Origin of the sequence: Enterococcus sp. DIV1224, assembly GCF_050555455.1 — a bacterium.
Classification (GTDB): Bacteria; Bacillota; Bacilli; order Lactobacillales; family Enterococcaceae; genus Enterococcus_B; species Enterococcus_B lactis.
Genome location: NZ_CP187859.1, coordinates 1937828 through 1954439 on the forward strand (window position 1 = coordinate 1937828; position 16612 = coordinate 1954439).

16 protein-coding genes and 2 pseudogenes are annotated in these 16612 nt (G+C 36.9%); 5 read left to right on the top strand and 13 right to left on the bottom strand.

Going from position 1 to position 16612, the window contains the following annotated elements; translation table 11 throughout:
- Nucleotides 1-5 precede the first annotated feature (5 nt).
- Nucleotides 6-1751, bottom strand: coding sequence for a DNA polymerase III subunit gamma/tau (gene dnaX / locus IGK53_RS09485; protein ID WP_002329005.1), 1746 nt, complete (start codon nucleotides 1749-1751; stop codon nucleotides 6-8).
- A gap of 214 nt (nucleotides 1752-1965) precedes the next feature.
- Here dnaX and IGK53_RS09490 point away from each other — a divergent pair, with 214 nt between their 5' ends.
- From IGK53_RS09490 to IGK53_RS09500, 3 genes are read left to right on the top strand one after another with little or no spacing between them, the layout of a single operon-like run.
- Complete coding sequence (locus tag IGK53_RS09490; protein ID WP_025481555.1) at nucleotides 1966-3213, top strand: SPFH domain-containing protein; 1248 nt, start codon at nucleotides 1966-1968, stop codon at nucleotides 3211-3213.
- 24 nt (nucleotides 3214-3237) lie between these two features.
- Nucleotides 3238-4422, top strand: coding sequence for a hypothetical protein (locus IGK53_RS09495; RefSeq protein WP_002315433.1), 1185 nt, complete (start codon nucleotides 3238-3240; stop codon nucleotides 4420-4422).
- Nucleotides 4419-5216, top strand: coding sequence for a TPM domain-containing protein (locus IGK53_RS09500; RefSeq protein ID WP_002335525.1), 798 nt, complete (start codon nucleotides 4419-4421; stop codon nucleotides 5214-5216). Before IGK53_RS09495 ends, IGK53_RS09500 begins: the two co-directional genes overlap by 4 nt.
- Nucleotides 5217-5596: 380 nt before the next feature.
- On the opposite strand, the gene IGK53_RS09505 is transcribed toward IGK53_RS09500, so the two are convergent.
- Nucleotides 5597-6253: a Crp/Fnr family transcriptional regulator gene (locus IGK53_RS09505; RefSeq protein ID WP_002289231.1), complete on the bottom strand. Its 657-nt coding sequence runs from the start codon at nucleotides 6251-6253 to the stop codon at nucleotides 5597-5599.
- A gap of 192 nt (nucleotides 6254-6445) precedes the next feature.
- Between IGK53_RS09505 and IGK53_RS09510 the strand changes: the two genes are divergently transcribed.
- Nucleotides 6446-6724, top strand: a complete 279-nt coding sequence (locus IGK53_RS09510) for a hypothetical protein (protein WP_002335524.1) — start codon at nucleotides 6446-6448, stop codon at nucleotides 6722-6724.
- Nucleotides 6725-6742: 18 nt separating this feature from the next.
- Nucleotides 6743-7951, top strand: coding sequence for an MFS transporter (locus tag IGK53_RS09515; RefSeq protein ID WP_002315436.1), 1209 nt, complete (start codon nucleotides 6743-6745; stop codon nucleotides 7949-7951).
- 76 nt (nucleotides 7952-8027) lie between these two features.
- Here the strand turns inward: IGK53_RS09515 and IGK53_RS09520 are convergent, their stop codons facing one another.
- The 11 genes and pseudogenes from IGK53_RS09520 to IGK53_RS09570 form a co-directional block, all read right to left on the bottom strand.
- Nucleotides 8028-8393 (bottom strand): DUF2512 family protein, encoded by a 366-nt coding sequence (locus IGK53_RS09520; protein ID WP_073357512.1) that lies wholly within the window; start codon nucleotides 8391-8393, stop codon nucleotides 8028-8030.
- A 155-nt stretch (nucleotides 8394-8548) separates the two neighbouring features.
- Nucleotides 8549-9322, bottom strand: coding sequence for a DeoR/GlpR family DNA-binding transcription regulator (locus IGK53_RS09525; RefSeq protein ID WP_016628870.1), 774 nt, complete (start codon nucleotides 9320-9322; stop codon nucleotides 8549-8551).
- 173 nt (nucleotides 9323-9495) lie between these two features.
- Nucleotides 9496-10356 carry a ketose-bisphosphate aldolase gene (locus IGK53_RS09530; protein ID WP_002328999.1) on the bottom strand — a complete coding sequence of 287 codons (861 nt, stop codon included), beginning with the start codon at nucleotides 10354-10356 and terminating at the stop codon, nucleotides 9496-9498.
- A complete protein-coding gene (locus tag IGK53_RS09535; RefSeq protein WP_430604691.1) occupies nucleotides 10356-11774 on the bottom strand; it encodes a PTS fructose transporter subunit IIC in 1419 nt (472 codons plus the stop codon). Before IGK53_RS09535 ends, IGK53_RS09530 begins: the two co-directional genes overlap by 1 nt.
- A 56-nt stretch (nucleotides 11775-11830) precedes the next feature.
- On the bottom strand, nucleotides 11831-12280 hold the full coding sequence (locus tag IGK53_RS09540) for a PTS sugar transporter subunit IIA (RefSeq protein ID WP_002335521.1): 450 nt from the start codon (nucleotides 12278-12280) through the stop codon (nucleotides 11831-11833).
- Nucleotides 12281-13023: 743 nt separating this feature from the next.
- On the bottom strand, nucleotides 13024-13524 hold the full coding sequence (locus IGK53_RS09545) for an SPASM domain-containing protein (protein ID WP_223261099.1): 501 nt from the start codon (nucleotides 13522-13524) through the stop codon (nucleotides 13024-13026).
- 42 nt (nucleotides 13525-13566) lie between these two features.
- Nucleotides 13567-14043, bottom strand: a pseudogene (locus tag IGK53_RS09550) (radical SAM protein); the annotation flags it as partial.
- A 24-nt stretch (nucleotides 14044-14067) separates the two neighbouring features.
- A complete protein-coding gene (locus IGK53_RS09555; RefSeq protein ID WP_016628873.1) occupies nucleotides 14068-14337 on the bottom strand; it encodes a hypothetical protein in 270 nt (89 codons plus the stop codon).
- Nucleotides 14334-14930 (bottom strand): hypothetical protein, encoded by a 597-nt coding sequence (locus IGK53_RS09560; protein ID WP_016628874.1) that lies wholly within the window; start codon nucleotides 14928-14930, stop codon nucleotides 14334-14336. Before IGK53_RS09560 ends, IGK53_RS09555 begins: the two co-directional genes overlap by 4 nt.
- On the bottom strand, nucleotides 14914-15546 hold the full coding sequence (locus tag IGK53_RS09565; protein ID WP_223261098.1) for an ATP-binding cassette domain-containing protein: 633 nt from the start codon (nucleotides 15544-15546) through the stop codon (nucleotides 14914-14916). Before IGK53_RS09565 ends, IGK53_RS09560 begins: the two co-directional genes overlap by 17 nt.
- Nucleotides 15547-15738: 192 nt before the next feature.
- Nucleotides 15739-16593: pseudogene (locus IGK53_RS09570) on the bottom strand (ABC transporter transmembrane domain-containing protein); the annotation flags it as partial.
- Nucleotides 16594-16612 lie beyond the last annotated feature (19 nt).

Sequence of the window (16612 nt, forward strand, 5' to 3'; positions counted from 1 at the left end):
TTTTCTTAGTCATCTACTACTGTAACAGCCTCGGAACCAAAAAGTTCCTCTGCTTTTACTACAAGTGTTTCTTCTGGTACTTCCTGTTCTTGAGGGAGTAATTCGATTTCTCCTTCTGATTCTTCAGAAGCAAAAGAATTTTCTGTTCCCTCTTCTTGTGCTTGCGTCAAATAATTTTTTCGAAGTTCCGGCCAACTTTCTCTTGTGATATAAACCGGATCAGGCGCATAGTCTTTGATCATTCGGCTTAAATTATTGTGTACCGAAAGCTGCAGTTCTTCGTCGTTTGCTGCTCTTTGACAAACAATCTCATAATCAAATGCAATCACTAATCCTGTAGGGCCAGCTGCAACTGGTTCACTTGCTTTAAGCATTGCCCGCTGAGTGACAGAGAGGCTCATCAGCAAATCTTCCCATACTTCTTTTACTTGGTTCAGATGCTGTCTTGTCGCTTCCCGCAGAACTTTATATACCCGTTCCGTCGGTACCCGATACGTACTTGTTTGTTTTTTGTGATTCGTCTGCTGTACTGGCTGTACTTTTGTATTCGCAGTTCCTGTGTTACTGCGAAGTTCTTTGATTTCGTTTCTCAGTTCCTTGATCTCTTGTTGCAGCTGTTTTACTATCTGATCATCTGCTGATGCCATTTTTGCTGAAGGAACAGAAGCAGACGGTAGCTGTGCGAGTTTGACTGTAGCGACTTCCAAATAAATAGCGGCACTATTAGTAAATCGGATTTCATTTTGTGTATCGCTTAAAATCTTTATCATTGAAAATAGCTGTTCCGCTGAAACAGTTTGTGCCAATTCTGTAAATGTACTTCTGATCGTACTTGATTGTTCTTCAACTAGATTGGGCGCTTGCTGATACATCAGCAGATCACGGCAGTATTGTAACATATCCTCTAGAAAGCGACGTGATTCTTTGCCGGCTGCGAGAATTTGATTCAACGCTTCCAATGCTTCTGGTACTTCTTTTTTCACGCAAGCACTCAAGTAGCTGTCCATCATTTCGTCTGTCAAGCTGCCTGTTACTTGCATGGCATCATCTAAAGTAATCGTTCCTTCACTAAATGAGATTGCCTGATCGAGAATACTCAATGCATCCCGCATCCCGCCTTCTGCAGAACGGGCAATCACATTCAATGCAGCTGGTTCATAGCTGATAGTCGATTCTTTTAAGATAAATTCAAGATGTTCGACAATATCTGCCGTATTGATCCGTTTAAAATCAAATCGTTGGGTTCGTGAAATGATCGTAGCTGGTATTTTGTGAGGTTCGGTCGTTGCTAAGATGAATATGACACTTTCTTTTGGCTCTTCCAATGTTTTCAACAAGGCATTGAAAGCTCCTGTTGAAAGCATATGTACCTCATCAATAATGTACACTTTGTACGCTGCCTTTGTAGGCGCATAATTTGCCCGATCACGGATAAATCGGATTTCTTCGACTCCATTATTGCTGGCAGCATCGATTTCGATCACATCTTCTTGTGTACCAGCAGTGATTGATCGACACATTTCGCATTCGTTGCATGGTTCACCGTCTTTACTGTTCGGACAGTTGATTGCTTTTGCGAAAATCTTTGCTGCACTTGTCTTTCCGGTTCCTCTGGGTCCTGTAAACAAATAGGCATGTGAGGTTTTGTGGGAAACAATAGCATTTTTTAGTGTCTGTGTCACAGCTTTTTGTCCAACGATGTCTTCGAAACGCTGCGAACGCCAGACTCGATAAAGTGCTTGATATGCCATAAGGATCCCCCTTTTTTAAAAAATTCACTATCTCTTATTATACGTGATATTTGGGAAAAAAACTACTATCCTTCTCGGCTTTTTCAGGTATTTAATCAATACGCAAGTTTCCATTTCAATTCCGTCTCTAGTCCGAGAAGTTTCACTTCTTCCTATGGTATAATAAATAAACAATAATTGTTTGGCATTAGCTGAATCAGAGGAGGAATTTTTTATGGGTCTTATCAAAGCAGCAACAAGTATGGTCGGCGGCGGTCTGGCAGATCAATGGCTAGAAGTCATCGAACCAGACAATATGAGTGATACAACGGTTATGACGAAAGGTGTCAAAGTTCGCAAAGATGACAAACGTGGCTCCAATCGTAAAGGAACAGAAGATGTTTTGACAGACGGAACAGTCGTCCATGTCTATCCAAACATGATGATGCTTTTAGTCGATGGTGGAAAAATCATTGATTATACCGCTGAGGAAGGGTATTACACCATTAAAAACGACGCAGCTCCTTCCATGTTCAACGGAACACTGAAAGAAGCAATTGCTGAAACATTTGACCGATTTAAATTTGGTGGCGTTACACCGCAGAAACAACAAGTTTTTTATATCAACCTCCAAGAAATAAAGGGAATCAAATTCGGTACGAGTGCGCCATTGAACTACTTTGATAATTTCTATAACGCAGAATTATTCTTACGGGCACATGGTACTTATTCTATTCGTGTCGTTGACCCGATTTTATTTTATACAAACGCAATTCCTAAAAACAAAACACAAGTAGAAATCAATGATATCAACGAGCAATACTTAGCTGAATTCCTAACAGCATTGCAATCAGCAATCAATCAGATGTCTGCGGATGGACAACGGATTTCTTATGTACCATCTAAGAGTCTGGAGTTAAGCAAATACATGGATACTGCACTGGATGATTCTTGGCGCGAGTTGCGAGGGATGGAGATCGTCTCTGTCGCTGTGGCCAGCATTTCTTACACAGATGATTCTGTGAAACTAATCAATATGCGTAATGAAGGGGCAATGCTAGGTGATCCTAGCGTGCGTGAAGGATACGTACAAGGTTCCATTGCCCGTGGAATGGAAGCAGCCGGAAAAAATGAAGCAGGAGCAATGACTGGCTTTATGGGCGTAGGTATGGGAATGAATGCAAATGGCTCTTACCTTTCCCAAGCGGCTCAAAACAACCAAGAACAAATCAAGCAACAAGCTGAAAAACAAAATCAACAAGCCGCACAAGGGAATGCAGATACTTGGACGTGTCCAGTCTGTGGGACAGAAAATTCCGGAAAATTCTGTTCCAACTGTGGCGCTGCCAAACCAGTAGAAAACGCTCAACCTAAGCTACAGATGCGTTGCAGCGAATGCAACGAGATTGTGAATCTTTCCAACGGCATCCCTAAATTCTGTCCAAACTGCGGCAAACCGTTTAAAGGAATCCCCGTTGATTAATTTATTGAGAAAGGTGTGCAGCTGATGGATGTTCTGACACATAAATGTCCTAATTGCGGCGGTCCGTTGACTTTTGATCCTAAAGACCAAAAATTTCATTGCGAATACTGCCTGAATATCTATACCGAAGAAGAAGTCAGCCAATATGAGCAGAAGCAAAAAGAAGCGCGTATGGCTGGCGAAGAGAACAAAGAAGAACCTTCGCCTACAGAAGATTTTACTTTTACAGCCCAAGAACAGCTTACCGACATGAGTGAAGCCGAGCGCAAAGCGTTTGACGAGGCAGGCGGTTTTTCAGATACAGCGGACGAAGCTGCAGGTAATACTGTAGCGATGGATCTTTTCCTTTGTCCCAACTGTGGTGCAGAGATTGTGACCGATGCGACCACTGCTGCGACTTATTGTTACTACTGCCATAATCCCGTCGTACTATCGGGACGTTTAAGCGGAGAATTCTTGCCAAACAAAGTACTTCCTTTTGCTGTCGAGAAAGAAGAAGCAATCAATAGATTTCTCGCTTGGACCAAGAAAAAATGGTTTGTTCCAAAAGCTTTTTTCAATAAAGACCAAATCGATAAGCTGACGGGTGTATATTTCCCTTATTGGGCTACAGATGCTGAAGTAGATGGCACAATGCAGGCAAACGGCACCGTTATCCGCATTTGGCGAATAGGTGACATCGAATACACAGAAACGAAGCAATTTGCTGTTTCAAGAGCAGGCAAGCTTTCTTTTAAAGAACTAGTAAAAAATGCCTTATCAAAAAATACGCAACAAAAGATGGTCGAAGGTGTGCAACCTTTCCCGTTAGATAAAGCAATTGATTTTAAAAGCCAGTATTTAGCCGGGTTCCAAGCAGAAAAAAGAGATATCGAATACGAGGCAATCAAATCGCAAATCCAATCTGAATTAAAAGACTATTCAGAGAAGCTGTTAAAAGATACTGCCAATGGGTATACAACATTGACAGGTGTCCGAACCTCTGCTTCAATCACAAATGAAGTAAATAATTACGTATTGTTGCCGGTATGGCTCGTTACTTATCGAAGCAATGACTCAAGTAAAAAAGTCTACTACTATGCAATGAATGGACAAACAGGAAAAGTCAGCGGTGTCCTGCCGATTAGCCAGAAAAAATTAGGACTGACTGCTCTTGGGATTTTCGTTGGACTAGCGATCCTCTTTCTGATCGGAGGTTACTTGATATGATGAAAAAATTCTTTTTGTTCTTTCTTTTGCTAGTAAGTGTTAGTTGGCCAGTGGCTACTCATGCGGATACAGCAACGGTAAATGACGAGGCTGGGTTGTTCACTACAGATCAAATCCAATCTTTGGAACAACAGGCAGAAAAGCTGAATGAAAAAATCAAGGGACGAGTCTTGATCGTCACAACTACTTCTAATTCAGAAGAACCAAGAGACTTTGCCGATAATTACTTAAGAAAGGCAGTCGGAAATGATCAAAATGGCTCAGTTTTGCTATTGGATATGGGACAGCGTGAAATCTACATTTCGACTTCTGGTAATATGATCGATTATTTGACTGACAGTAGAATCGATTCGATCTTAGATGATGTTTATGATCAGATGACGAATGATGCCTACTACGATGCTGCAAAAGCGTACTTGTCTAAATCAGCCACATATGTGGAAGACGGAGTTCCAGGAGGACATTATCGTGTAGATGAAGAAACTGGCAAAATCACACGCTATAAAGTTTTGACGACAGTGGAAATCATCATTGCTGTTGTTTTGGCTCTTATCCTTAGTCTTGTCTTTTATTTTGTGACTGTTTCGCGTTATCAATTGAAATCAGGCATCTACAAATATCCGTTCCGAGAAAAATCCAGTATCAAATTAACTGAAAAAACCGATCGTCTGACAAATTCTTTTGTCACGACAAGAAGAATCCCCAAAAGCCCACCTCCTGGAAGCGGCGGTGGCGGAAGTACTACCCACTCTAGCGGTGGCGGGACTTTTGGCGGTGGCGGCAGAAGTTTCTAAAAATAGCTAAATGAATGTTCGCAAAAAGGGCTGTGACACGATTTTTGTCACAGCCCTTTTGTTGCGAATAAACGGTGTTCAAAAGCTTGCATCCGCGGTAATAAGTCCAGCCAAGTAAAAACATTAGGAGCTGTTTTTACTTGGCTGTTCTTATTACTTGATGCAGAACAGCTTTTTTACAACCTCTTGGTAAACGGTGTTCTATCAGCTGACCCTCGGTATTAGCTCAAAACGCTGATTTCACAACCTCTTATTCACGGTGTTCCAGAAGTAGCTTCTTCGAAAATAAGCCGAAATTTGACAAAAATTTGAGTAACAATTTTCGTAAATTCCTTCTTATTTCTTGAAGCTGACCACTTCTGTTACAACCTCTTTGTTCATCAAAAGATAATATTGTCTTCTAACAAGTCCATATTCAAAATAACGATATGATGATCTTTCACTGTGATAATACCATCTTTTTTCAACTGCTTTAAAATTCTGTTCACACTGCTAGCAGTTGAAATACCACAAAATTTGGCGATTTCTTCATTTGTGATCGAAAAATCGATCAGCATCCCCTCTTCTGTTCGCACACCGAATAAATCATATAATTCGTAAAGTTGCGTACAAACAGCTCCCAGTTTTCCATTTAACAGCATTTGTTGCATTTTTTTCATCGAATAAAGCAAGCGATAGCGGTAATACTCTTTTACATAGTGTTGCAGCTTTGGATCTTGGTTGATATTTTGCCAAAATCGTACACGATTGATTCGATAAAACTCTGCATATTCTGATTCAACTCGAATATTATACGGCGAATCGATGAATTGTGAATATTCGTCTTTTAAAAGAGAGACGATTTCAAGATCTTTGATATAGCGAAGGTTAAATTCTCTCCCATCATTTGAAATAACACTTGCTTTTACCGTTCCCTCTTTCAAGATATACGTATGGGAATCTTCCATCCCTTCGAATGTCAAATATTTATGATATCCTTTGCGTATTATCGGAAAATCATTTTTATCCAAATATTCCTTTAAGACTCTACTATCCAATGATGCTCCCCCATCCAAACTTTCATCTAAAAAGATCATACAGTACTTTAAAACTTTTTAAAGTCCAAAGGTATTTTACTAATGATATTAACATTTGTTAAGTACCTTTTTCTATCACTTATGCGATTTTTTTCCTTTTTTTTATTCGTTATACTGCAGAAGTAAAATTTTTTAAGAATAGAGGGAAAAAACATGAATTACTGGATGAAAACAATCATTAATCGATTAGAAACAGCGTATCAAACAAGATTTGACATGAAAGCTTCTTTAGTCTTTTTAAATGATGCGTATCAAAACTCGATCGAATTGATCAAAGCAGTGGATGAGAATCCAACAAACGAATGCGAAGAATTTTTAAACCTGTTTATGTCTACACGGGATTTATTTATTCGCCAACTTGTTGATCGCTATCCATCCAATTATCACGATGTAGAAGTCCAAATACAAAAATTAAAAGCATATTCAGCTTAAGGGGAATGTATAACATACATGGAAAAGAAATTATTTAATAAATATTTTATCGGAATCACATTGATCAATTTTATTGTCTACCTGATTTATTATCTATTGATGGTCATCATGGCAGTCATTGCGCAAGACACATTACACGCCAGCTTGAGCCAAGCAGGTTTTGCTTCTGGAATATATATCATCGGAACATTGCTGGCACGCTTATTCATGGGGAAACAGTTAGAACTATTTGGTCGGAAGTTTACCTTAAGAGGCGGCGCGATTTTCTATCTTCTGACAACATTAGCTTATCTTTATACACCAACTATCGGGGCATTGTATTTAGTTCGATTCTTGAATGGATTTGGTTACGGTACAGTTTCTACAGCTACAAATGCTATCGTTACTGCATATATCCCTGCATCTAAAAAAGGGGAAGGCATCAATTATTACGGATTAAGTACTAGTTTAGCTGCCGCTGTTGGACCATTTTTAGGAATGATTTTGCTGAACATGACTGACTTTCGTTTCATTATTTGGTTTTCAATTGTACTGGTCTTCTTTGTTACGATTGCCTGCCTTGTCTTTCCTGTAAAAAATATTCCATTATCTGAAGAACAAAAAACATCTCTTCGTTCATGGAATATCAATAGTTTTATTGAAAAGAAAGCACTTTTCATTACAGGAATCGCCTTTTTGATGGGTCTTTCTTATTCAAGTGTTTTATCATTTTTATCTTCTTATACAAAAGTAATCCACTTAGTTGCTGCTGGGTCATTTTTCTTCGTCGTATATGCTTTGGTCATCACGTTTACACGTCCATTAACTGGAAGGATTTTCGATGTCAAAGGAGAACAATACGTGATGTATCCTAGCTATTTATTCTTAACAGCAGGATTATTTTTACTGAGTGTAACGACAAATAGTGTGACATTGCTTATTTCTGGAGCATTAGTCGGCTTAGGTTATGGTACGTTCATGTCAAATGGACAAGCTGTCTGTTTGAAGATCGTAAAAGAACACCGCATCAGTATTGCTTTGTCTACCTACTTTATTGGTTTAGACCTAGGCTTAGGGGTTGGTCCTTATTTGATGGGGATGCTAAAATCTCTTACTTCATTTAGAGGATTGTATGTGATTGCCGGAGTCATTCCATTGATATGTACAGCGCTCTATCTTGCGAATGGCCGAAAACATAGTCATGAAGCAGAGGGCGAATTGATTGAATCATTGAAAAATGAAATTTAATCTTGATGAATAGATAAAAAAACCGTTCAGATCTGAAAATGATCTGAGCGGTTTTTTGATAAAAACAACTGATGTTTTATTCCATTTTTCGTTCGTCTGGTACGATTCCTTGACTTAACAACCACTTGTGGAAGAACCATTCTGCCACACCGATCAATAGAGCAGGAATCAAGACTTTCATCCAAATATCGACTGTATCATTCATAAAGTATAGATAGAGCCACAAGATAACTGCAGCTGAACCAGCATCTGCGATTGTCGCTGCGATGTTCCCTACTTTACGTAAGATCAACAGATCCCCTAGCACATAGACCATCACTACGATAATTACCCCAACAATCGTTGAATCCATAAAGCTAACACCGTATAAACCGGTCAGCACGACCCACAGAATTGCCCAGATCATGATTGCCTTCACTACCAACGCCTTCACATGTTTCATTTTCTGCACTCCTTTCTTCTGGATAAAAAAGTAAGATTATCTAACAAGATAACCTTTTCATTATTATACCATCGGCTAAGAGAAGCGAGCAAAGATAAGATCCTATCTAAGAAAATGAAAAATGGGAAAACACCTTAGAATATTCACGCAATAATTCATCCATACAAACATTCGATATGGTGTTCCTTTACTTTCGCATACTGTTCTTTTGCCAGTTCGTTACTTGTCACCAGATAATCGATTTCATGAAAAGCAATGGCTTGATGCATGAATTTATGTGCGATTTTTTGCTGTGTAACTAAAACGGCAAGCCGGTCTGCTTGTTTTCTAAAAGCTTTTTTGACCATTGCCTCTCCTTCATGAGTTTCTGTTACTCCTTGGCTGAAATCTAGCCCGCGACAACTGATTACCGCTAAATCCGCATAATATGACAATGCATCATTATAAGCTTTTGAACCGTTGATTGTTGCTCGTTTCGGAACAATTGCCCCACCCAGTACAGATACTTTTGCCGTTGTGTATTCACTCAACATAGCAGCTGTGACTATGCCATTCGTAATAATCTGCAAACCATCAAATCTTGCTAAGTTTCGGACTAAATGTAAAGAGGTTGTACTGGAATCCAAGAACAAGACCATATCATCTCGAATCAAAGAAGAAGCTGTATCTGCAATCTTACGTTTTTCTGTTTCTTCTTCTAATTTGGTAATCTTCATCAGGTAAGGCACGTCAATTTTTCGATTGTCAACAAGCATGGCGCCACCGCGAACTCTACGGATCAATCCACTTTTTTCCAGAAAAACAAGGTCACGTTTAATCGTGGCTTCGCTATAATTTACTAACTCGATCAAATCGATGACTCTTGCAAATTGATTGTTTTTTAGATAATTCACAATCTCCTGCTGTCTATTCTCCACTTCATTCAACATAAAATCACCCCATTTACTTTATATAGTAACAGGAAAAAAGAGGTTGTGACAGAAGTGATTGGCTTCAAGAAGTAAGAAGAAACTTTTCGAAAAAACTACTTCTGAACATCATGTATCCAAAAGAGGGTATGACAAGACTATTGTCACACCCTTTTGATTACACATTTTTATTTTTAGTATAAACTAGCCTTGCCTACTGTGTTCAAAATTTCCATTTTATGTTTGACTACTTCTTGTACCTTTTTATTAGCTGCTGGATAAATTGCATTCGGCTCGTACATCGATGGATGTTCACTCAATATTTCTCTCAAAGCATTGAAAAAGACACTTTTAAGATCAGAGCTCAAATTCACTTTGGCAACTCCGTATTTTACAGCTTCGCTGACTTCTGCGTCCGGATTACCTGAACCGCCATGCAAAACAAATGGAAGATCGATTTGTTGGTTCAATTCTTTCAGTAAGTCGATATTTAATTTTGGAGTTCTGTTTTTCGGATACAAGCCATGCGCTGTTCCAATTGCTACAGCAAGTGTATCGATTCCTGTTTCTTTCACAAAAATCTTCGCTTGATCAGGATCTGTATAAATGATTGTTTCAGCACCCCCTTCAGCAGAACCATTATTCCCAATCGTTCCAAGCTCAGCTTCCACTGAGACATTTACCGCATGAGCTAACGCAACCACTTTTTTCGTAATCTGTACATTGTCGTCGAATGATTTCAAAGACGCATCAATCATCACGGAAGAATAGCCGTTTCGAATCGCCCGTAAGACATCTTCTATCGTACCGCCATGATCCAAGTGGATAACAATCGGCAGCTTACTTGTATAAGCATAAGCTCTTACTGCCGCAACAAATTCATCACTCAAATAGGCGATTTCATCAGGATGAATTTCTAAGATTACTGGTGCTTCTAATCTCTCTGCTTCTTCGATGATTGCTTTCATCATATCATAGCTGCAAATATTGAAGGCTGGTACTGCAAATTGATTCTCTTTAGCCACTTTCAATAACTCTTTCATTGTATATAACATTACGCTTCCACCTCATTTGTTAGATTTTCATTTTTCGTCCACTTGTCTTGTTTTTTCTCTTTCACTATTTTTTTCAATAGTCCAAGCATAAAGGCTGTAGTGACTGTACCTGCTGCAATTGCCAAGACATACATAGGTAAATTGTTCATGACATTTGGAATTAGCATCACCCAAATTCCTCCATGAGGTGCCATTGAAGTTACTCCTGCTGCCATAGAAATCCCTGCAGCAACTGCTGAACCTGTCATCAAACTAGGTATCACGCGGATCGGGTCAGATACCGCAAACGGTATAGCACCTTCTGTAATATACGAAGCGCCTAAAATCCAGCATGATTGACCTGAAGTCCGTTCTTCTTTAGTAAATTTATGTTTGAATAATAAAGTAGCTAAAGCAATACCTAGGGGAGGCGTCATTCCTGCAGCCATACAGGCAGCAATCGGTGCATTTACCCCAGCTGACATCAAACCGATTGAGAAAGTCGAAATCGATTTATTGATCGGCCCACCCATATCAGCTGCCATCATGATACCGATAAGTAATCCGAACAATAGCCCGGATGTATTTCCCAAGCTATTCAGCCAATTTGTCAAAGCATCCAACACCCATGTGATTGGTTGTTCAATCACAAATACCATTAACAGCCCAATTATTAAGATCGATAAAAGGGGAACGACAATCAGCTGATAAATAGCAGAAAATTCTTTTTTTACGCTGATTTTATTTGCCAGAAAATCACAGATATACCCTGCTATCACGCCGCCAATCATTCCGCCAAGAAAACCTGAACCACCTGTAGAGGCCAGTAATCCGGCAACAATTCCTGGGGCAAAACCAGCTTTTCCAGCAATCGATGTAGCAATCCCCGCGCCTAACGCAGGAACCATCATGACAAACGCTGTATCTCCTCCGATCCTTGAAAATGCAGCTGCTAACACATTATAGTCTGCTGAGTTGGGATCAGCCGCTGTAATCCCAAAGGCAAAACTCAGTGCGATGATGATTCCGCCTGCGATCACAAATGGAAGCATGTAATTCACACCATTCATGAAATGATTATAGATTGTCGGCTTTTTCTCATTTGCAACTTGTTCTTTTTCATTAGACACAACGAATACGCCAATATTTCTCAATGCTTCGTCTATCACTACTTGCGGTTCTTTGATTGCTCGGCTTGTAGAGACACGCTTTACTTTTTTCCCGGCAAATCGGTCCAATTCGATTTCTTTATCTACTGCAAGAATGATTGCATCTGCCTCTTTGATTTCTTGTTCAGATAACTGATTTTCTGTTTTTACACCTTGTGTTTCGAATTTTGCTTGATGGTTTAGATTTCTTGCTGTTACTTCTAATTTTTCTGCCGACATATAAGTATGAGCAATTCCAGTTGGACAAGCAGTTACACCAACGATTTTCATGGTTGTTTTCCTCCTTTTTCTTTACTATCGCTACTCGGACAAAGACTCTACTATTTTCATTCTTGACTAATCTGTCTGATGATATCTGCTGGCGTAGTGGCTTCTTTTATTCCCTTTCTAAAATCTGCATTCATCAATCGTCTGGAGAGTGTGCTGAGAATCTCTAGATGCATATCTGCTGATTTTTCAGGAACTGCGATGGCAAAAATATATTCAATTGGCATTCCGTCTATCCCGCTATAGTCCGTTAATTTGGCTGTATGAAAAAAACACAGCGCTGGTTTTGTCACATACTTGCTTTTTGCATGGGGAATCCCAAATCCATCTTCTATCCCTGTGGAGATCTCCTCCTCTCGTTTGAATAGTGCCTTAACGACTTTTTGAACATTTCTTACCTTATTTGTTTTTTCCAACACATCCCCTATTCGCTCAAATAATGATCCTTTTGAATCTATCGATGGATCGAAAACAATCAGTTCTTCTGCGATCAATTGATCAAACCTCATATAAAACCTCTCCCCCACAAAAAATGTTAACGTTTTCTTGGAACTGAGGTCAGTATAGCATCGCTAGCTGTACCGTTCAATATTATGAATGAACAGAGGAAAAAGACCCATCATCCTAGTGTTTCAGTCATCAAAATGAACGGTTCAGCTCATAAACAATCGCAATTCTATAACAAAACAAAAAGCCTTCCTTGAAAGGAAAGCTTAGCTTCTAATTTTAGGTAAGTTGTTTTTACTGGAAATAGGTATTCGTCATTCAATCGCGCTTTGCTTCATCAAAATAAACAACTCACAACAGAACGAATTTCCTTGCTTTAAATATCAATAAAGCAAAAATTTCTTAAACAGAAATCTATTAAACAAATACTTTTTTGTTTAATATTATCCTGTTCTTGATATACATTACTTACATACTCCATTAAATGATCCCCTTTATGAAAGATTAATAAAACAATTTCCGTGGACAGCACATAGGTTGATTAAACACAATCTCGGGTCCACATCAGATATTTGATTTGATGTATCGGAAACATATAGATTTGAAATATAATCCATTTTTGACTCCTCCATTATATAAATTTAATTAATAACACATGCATTCGCAGAACAAAAATGTGCGCCGCAAAGCTTAAGACCACAAACTTGAAGACATAAATTCAATCCACATAAGCAAACAATTCCGCGTGAGTCTGTCTCATTTTCATAACAATTAGCAACATAATTCATACTCATTTACTCCTTTTCTATAGTTGTTTATTATTAAGTGAAAAAAGTAATTGTTTTTCGATAACGCCTTTCACTTGATAACATCCTGCTGCTTTATATGTTCTACTTTGATTATAGGAATTTACACTGCATCCTCCGCCACAAGAACCTAGATATTTACAAGAAGCACATTCTGCTATCTCAACCGGATTTTTGTTCATCCAATCATAATAATTCTCGTTATTTACAATAAGCATTCCATCATCTCTCAAATAGCCAAAATTATGCTCGTCATCCCCTAGATGTTCCCAACATTTATAAAAATTCATATCTGGTGAAAAAGTATAGCTATTTTCTCTATTTAAACCACAGTAAGTATAACGCTTAGATGGAATTACCTTCATATTAAACCCCTGTTTTACAGCATAACTCCATAAACGATATAGTATTTCTCCTAACTCTTCATCCGGATAACAAATATTTGAGATATTTCCACAAGATGTGGCTTCATCTCTGATAATCCCAAAATCTACAGTCATTATGTTTAATTTTTTTTCTTTCAGGTATATTAAAAGTTCTTGAATGTATTCATAGTTTTCTTTATCAACATTAATTCGTATACAAACCATTAAGGAAGGAAAATTATCTCTAATGAATATCAATTTATCTATGATTCGATCAAATGTTGGATTCCCATTGGGATATATTCTTTTTTTGTCATGTAAATTTTTAGGTCCATCTAGAGTTATTTGAATCATCTTTAAATCATTTTCAATCATAAAATTCAAATTACTTTTATTCAGTAATAACCCATTACTAACCATATTTATACCTAATAATACTTTATTTTTCTCACAAAATTCTTTAAGTTTAGGTAGTAAGTATTTAATCCCCCGATAATTAACCATTGGTTCACCGCCAAAAAGTGTGAGTGACAAGTACTTAAATTGATTCTTTTCATATTTCTTTTCGATAAATAACAACATTTTATCTATATCAGAAGTCTTGGAAATGATTTTTGTATCTTTTTTATCTCCTTCAAAGCAATAAGTACACTCTAAATTACAGCCCCATGTCGTTAGTCACGTAATTGACAATATAGAACTATCGTATTTATAAAGATTATGTTCATAGTTGAATCGCTCCAATTGCGACTCTCCTTCTCCTACTATAATGCCTTCTTTTTCTAGCAATAGTGTTTCATCATCTGTTAGATTTTCTAAATTTTTTTCCTCAATTATTTTTTTGTATTCCTCATTTAGCTTGAACACTGCTCCTGTAAGCGTATTAAATAGTATTGTTTTCCCATTTTCGTTTTCTGTAAACATAATAGTATATTTTGATAATTTCATTTTCGTCCCCCTACTCTAGTCTTTAGTGAAAATATATTACCTATGCACATTAAACATGCAACTAAAAAACTTATAGTAATTATCACCCAAAACCATTCATAGGACTCAATGATGCCATCAATTGCACTAAACATATTTATCTTATTATTTACTATTCCATCCATCTCTAATATACCCTCTTTTACTTGAGAAAATTGAGGATGCTTCCCTAAGCTTATGGTATTTTCTCCGTATGCAATATTTCCTAACGCCCATTTTCCAAACACAATATTTCCGAAAGATTGAAACCCAATTGCGATATTCCCTAACGCTAAGTAGCCGATAGGAATAGTTCCCACAGCAATGATTCCTAATGGAACAATCCCTGCACTTAAAATCCCTGAACTAGATAATCCAAAGGTGAAAAAGCCCAATCCCATAATTCCGAAAGAAACTATTCCAATTGAAATCGGTCCAATTGCAATTATCCCTCTTGCAATTGGTACAGTAGACATTCGTCTACTATTTTGATTAAAAACTGGGTACACAATATGAATCAACGAAATTTTTCCTATTTTTTTCCTATATTGCATAAAGCTAATTACTTTTTTCATTGTTTTCGCCCCCTATTCTTTTGTATGATTTTTCTATTAATTTTTTCTCGTTAATGATAAACACCTTGTCAAAAGTACTCTCTTTTATGTGATGTTCGACGCATATTATCGTCATATCAAACACGTCACTTATTTGATAAATAATCTTTTGACTTGACTCTTCATCAATGTTTGTTAATACTTCATCTAAAATCAAAACTTTCGGCTCACGCATCAAAGCACGAGCTATCCTTAACCTTTGGATTTCTCCGGTACTTAAATATAACTCTAGATCTAAGCAACTTTCTTCTAAACCATTTTTAAGTTTTTGTATAATACGATCAAGGTTAAGTATTTCAATAACTTGATTCGCTATGTTGTCATTAAGATTTAAGTTTAATTCTTCTTTAAGGCTCTCAAGAACAAACCCTTCATTTTTAGATACATAAATCAAACTCCGAGTAAACTCAATGTATTCCATATAACTTATAGATTTATTGTTTAAATAAATTTCTCCAGAAAAACCACCATATATTTGTGCAATACTCTTCAAAAATAAACTTTTACCAGTCCCATTTTTTCCTTTTAATAAAATTATCTCTCCTTTTTTGATATACAATTTATCTACTTTTAGCATTGGTTGGTTGTTTACACATATGCAGAAGTTTTCTATAACTAGGAAAGTATTTTCCGGCAATAAAACTTTTTGCTTTTTTTGATTCTCCGCTTTAATTAGCTTTTTTCTTAAATTATCTGCTATTCTTTTCTCATAAACTTTGGTGACCTGAACACTGCTTATTAGATTTACTAAATTAGCTAACGGTGACAGTAATTGTACTGATACTGTATTGAAAGCCACCAGTTCACCAACTGACAAATTATTACTGCGAACATAAAAAGCACCTACGAACAAAGGTATAAATTGTATAAATAGCATCACTACTTGATTGATAATTTGTATGTAATTCTGAAAAAGCGCCATATTAATATTTGTTTTTTTCACTTCATCTGCTTTAACATGAAACATACTTTTTGCTTGTTTAAAGTAGTTAAAAATGTGTATTGTAGTCACGTTATTTAAACTTTTATTCAAATTTAACTGAAGTTCTTGTTTTTTATTTTGACAATCTGTTTGTTATTTTTTTATTTTACTAGAAGACTTGCTAATCCACCAAATTTGAATGGGTATAAGTAGGAAAGTGATAATTGAGAGAGTTAAATTAGTGTAAAGTAATAAAGTTACGTACCCAATAACCAACGTAGTATTTGAAAATATAGAAACTGTTATCAAGCTATAATTACCTATTAAATTTTCTAAATCTGAAAAAATAACTGTTTGAATATTTGAGAACTTGTTTTGTGTTATTTCAAGATTGATTATCGCATATCTAAATATTTTTTTTCTTAAATACATTAGAGTTTCCTGAAAGAAATTGGAATTCACGTACACCATTATCCTGGAAATGACACTTTGTAAGACAAGCAGCCCAACAAAAATTATCACTACATATTTCAAGTTTTTAAACTCAGATGAAATTAATACATCATCTATAATATATTTCGATATATACGAAAAAGGGACCATTAAAATTGATTGTATAACTAACAAAATACATAATAAAAAATACTTATGCTTGTTTCTAACAATGATACTTTGAAATAATGACTTATCCTTTTCTGCCATTATTTAGCTCCCCTCGCAA

Coding starts and splice junctions, on each gene's coding strand:
- dnaX (WP_002329005.1), bottom strand. CDS start 1,751: ATGGCATATCAAGCACTTTATCGAGTCTGGCGTTCGCAGCGTTTCGAA.
- IGK53_RS09490 (WP_025481555.1), top strand. CDS start 1,966: ATGGGTCTTATCAAAGCAGCAACAAGTATGGTCGGCGGCGGTCTGGCA.
- IGK53_RS09495 (WP_002315433.1), top strand. CDS start 3,238: ATGGATGTTCTGACACATAAATGTCCTAATTGCGGCGGTCCGTTGACT.
- IGK53_RS09500 (WP_002335525.1), top strand. CDS start 4,419: ATGATGAAAAAATTCTTTTTGTTCTTTCTTTTGCTAGTAAGTGTTAGT.
- IGK53_RS09510 (WP_002335524.1), top strand. CDS start 6,446: ATGAATTACTGGATGAAAACAATCATTAATCGATTAGAAACAGCGTAT.
- IGK53_RS09515 (WP_002315436.1), top strand. CDS start 6,743: ATGGAAAAGAAATTATTTAATAAATATTTTATCGGAATCACATTGATC.
- IGK53_RS09520 (WP_073357512.1), bottom strand. CDS start 8,393: ATGAAACATGTGAAGGCGTTGGTAGTGAAGGCAATCATGATCTGGGCA.
- IGK53_RS09525 (WP_016628870.1), bottom strand. CDS start 9,322: ATGTTGAATGAAGTGGAGAATAGACAGCAGGAGATTGTGAATTATCTA.
- IGK53_RS09530 (WP_002328999.1), bottom strand. CDS start 10,356: ATGTTATATACAATGAAAGAGTTATTGAAAGTGGCTAAAGAGAATCAA.
- IGK53_RS09535 (WP_430604691.1), bottom strand. CDS start 11,774: ATGAAAATCGTTGGTGTAACTGCTTGTCCAACTGGAATTGCTCATACT.
- IGK53_RS09540 (WP_002335521.1), bottom strand. CDS start 12,280: ATGAGGTTTGATCAATTGATCGCAGAAGAACTGATTGTTTTCGATCCA.
- IGK53_RS09545 (WP_223261099.1), bottom strand. CDS start 13,524: ATGACTGTAGATTTTGGGATTATCAGAGATGAAGCCACATCTTGTGGA.
- IGK53_RS09555 (WP_016628873.1), bottom strand. CDS start 14,337: ATGAAATTATCAAAATATACTATTATGTTTACAGAAAACGAAAATGGG.
- IGK53_RS09560 (WP_016628874.1), bottom strand. CDS start 14,930: ATGAAAAAAGTAATTAGCTTTATGCAATATAGGAAAAAAATAGGAAAA.
- IGK53_RS09565 (WP_223261098.1), bottom strand. CDS start 15,546: ATGCTAAAAGTAGATAAATTGTATATCAAAAAAGGAGAGATAATTTTA.